At 68.5% G+C, this 2,364-nt stretch carries 3 protein-coding genes; 2 read left to right on the top strand and 1 reads right to left on the bottom strand.

The annotated features are described in order from the left end of the window. Positions 1 to 138: DbpA RNA binding domain-containing protein (locus VI238_RS15215; protein WP_331652863.1), on the top strand; the 138-nt coding region annotated here is incomplete at its 5' end. Further along, a complete protein-coding gene (locus VI238_RS15210) occupies positions 135 to 731 on the top strand; it encodes a DUF1415 domain-containing protein (RefSeq protein WP_331652861.1) in 597 nt (198 codons plus the stop codon). The genes VI238_RS15215 and VI238_RS15210, both read left to right, overlap by 4 nt. Positions 732 to 943: 212 nt before the next feature. On the opposite strand, the gene VI238_RS15205 is transcribed toward VI238_RS15210, so the two are convergent. Further along, positions 944 to 2,170, bottom strand: coding sequence for a hypothetical protein (locus tag VI238_RS15205; protein WP_331652859.1), 1,227 nt, complete (start codon positions 2,168 to 2,170; stop codon positions 944 to 946). Between the last annotated feature and the right edge of the window lie 194 nt (positions 2,171 to 2,364).

Below are 2,364 nucleotides of genomic sequence, written 5' to 3'. Positions count from 1 at the left end.
GGCGATGCGGTCGGCAAGATCGACGTGTTCCCGACGCGCTCGTACGTCGCGATCCGCCGCGCCGACGCGGGCAAGGCGCTCGAGCGCCTGCGTGCGCGCGGCGTGAAGGGACGCAAGGTGCGCGTGGTTCGCCTGTGAGCGACCTGCATGCGGACGTGAAGGACGCACCCACGGACGACGCCGCGATCGCCGCGACCCGCCGCTGGATCGAGCGCGCGGTGATCGGCCTCAACCTGTGCCCGTTCGCGCGCGCGCCGTTCACGCAGGATCGCCTGCGCATCACGGTCAGCCGCGCGACCGACATCGACGCACTCGTCGACGATCTGCGCAAGGAACTCGAATGGCTGCGCGACGCCGATGCGCACGAATGGGAAACGAGCCTGCTCGTGCATCCGTTCGTGCTCGGCGACTTCGAGGACTACAACCAGTTCCTCGACGTCGCGGACGCGCTGCTCGAGGCGATGGAGCTCGACGGCGAGATCCAGCTCGCGAGCTTCCATCCGCAGTACCGGTTCGCCGACGCCGGCGCGGACGACATCGGGAACGCGACGAACCGCTCGCCGTTCCCGACCCTGCACCTGTTGCGCGAATCGAGCATCGACCGCGCGGTCGAATCGGGCGTCGACACCGACGCGATCTACGAACGCAACATCGAGACGCTGCGCAAGCTCGGCCATCACGGCTGGGAGGCGCTGTGGGTCGACGGCGAAGACGACGTCGGCGGACGTTGATTTGCTCGGAGGGCAAAGATTGAGACACGAAGGACACGAAGAACACGAAGGGAAGCCAAAGATTCAAAGATTGAAACAGGGAGCACACGGAGGAAAAGCTTTCAAATGAAAAGCTCTTCTTGCTTTGCTCTCTCCGTGTGCTCTGTGTGCTCCGTGTTTCAAGCTCTTCCCCTCTGTCGCTCTTCCTTCGTGTCCTTCGTGTCCTTCGTGTTTCAGGCTTTGCCCTTTGATCCACGCGGTGCGAGATCCGCCGGAGGCATGCCACAGTCCGCAGGCCCGAGCGGCGCGGGCGCATCCGCGCGCAGCACCACGCGTTGCGTGCGCGCTGCCAGCGCCCGCACGTAGGCGTCCGTGTAGACGGTCGCGCACGCGCGCGACAGGTGCGAATACTCGGGCGGCACGAGCGCGCGCATGACCGGATCGTCGTCGCTGTGCACGCCGATGACGCCGCCCGCCGCGATCAGCGCATCCCACGCCTGCGAGCGCGGCATCTGCGCCTCCTCGAACACGCGAAAGTGCGGATGCGAGGGCGGCCGCAGGAACACGACCTCGCCGCCGCGCGCGCGGATCGTCGCGACCGCGTCGTGCAGTTCGCGCTGCGCGGTTGCGATCGCCGCATCGGCGATCGGCCGCGCCGCGCGCCCCGGGCCGAAGCCCCACGCCGCGCGCTGGTGGTCGCGCACGCGCTCGTCGGTCTCGATGCGCGGCCACAGCCAGGTCTGGCGGTCGTCCTGGGTCACGCCGAGCTTCCAAAGGCGCTCCGCGGTGCCGATGCGCACGCCATCGCGCCAGTCGTCGTCGAGGAAATGCACGAGCCGTGACAGGCGGTAGCGATCGTCGAGGAACGCGAACGCATGCGACAGTACGCGGTACAACTGGAACGACGCGCGTACCGATGGCGATTCGAAGTGGTACCGCTCGAGCGCATCGCGGCCGAGGCCCGCATCGGCGCCGAAGAAGGTCGTGTGCGCGATGCCGACGATCACGAGGCCGTCGAAGTGCGAGTGAGCGGCCAGTTCGACGAGGAACGGACGTGCATTGCTGCCGGCGATCGCGAGCTGGACCGGTCGCACGCCGGTCAGGGCCTCGTAGCGATCGAGGTCGCTGTCGAACAGCATGCGCGAGTCGCCGAGGAACACGACCTTCGCCTCGCCGGCGTCGACGCGCCGACGTTGTTCCGCCCAGGCCGAGGGGCCATCGTCGACATCGCCCGCTTCGAGGCCGAGCGCGCGCATGCGCCACTCCCACGCGCCGAGCGCGACGGTCATGAGCAGCATCGCGCTCGCGAAGATGCGCGGCCACGGCCGCGGCGGGATGTCGCGCTCCGGCACGGGCTGCGCGACGCCGGGCCGATCGGACGCGGTCAGGCGCACGAACCCGGGTCGCACCGCGGTGCGGTCGTCGCCGCGTTCGAGCGTATCGGCATCGGCACTTGCCATGGCGCTACCTCGCGTCCTCAGAACTGGAAGTAGATGAATGCATTGCCATTGCCTTGCTCGATCACGATCGCGAACGCGAGCAGCGCCCACGCGCCCGACAGCACGGGCGCCGGCACGGTCGCGAGCACCGACTCGAGCGTGCGCGTGCGCATGAACGCGTGCGCGGCCACGATGCCGCCGACGATGACGACGGT

Source organism: Dokdonella sp. (assembly GCF_036518555.1).
Lineage (GTDB): Bacteria > Pseudomonadota > Gammaproteobacteria > Xanthomonadales > Rhodanobacteraceae > Dokdonella_A.
Note: the sequence above shows the minus strand (reverse complement) of the source record. Positions and strands in the feature narration are given on the sequence as shown.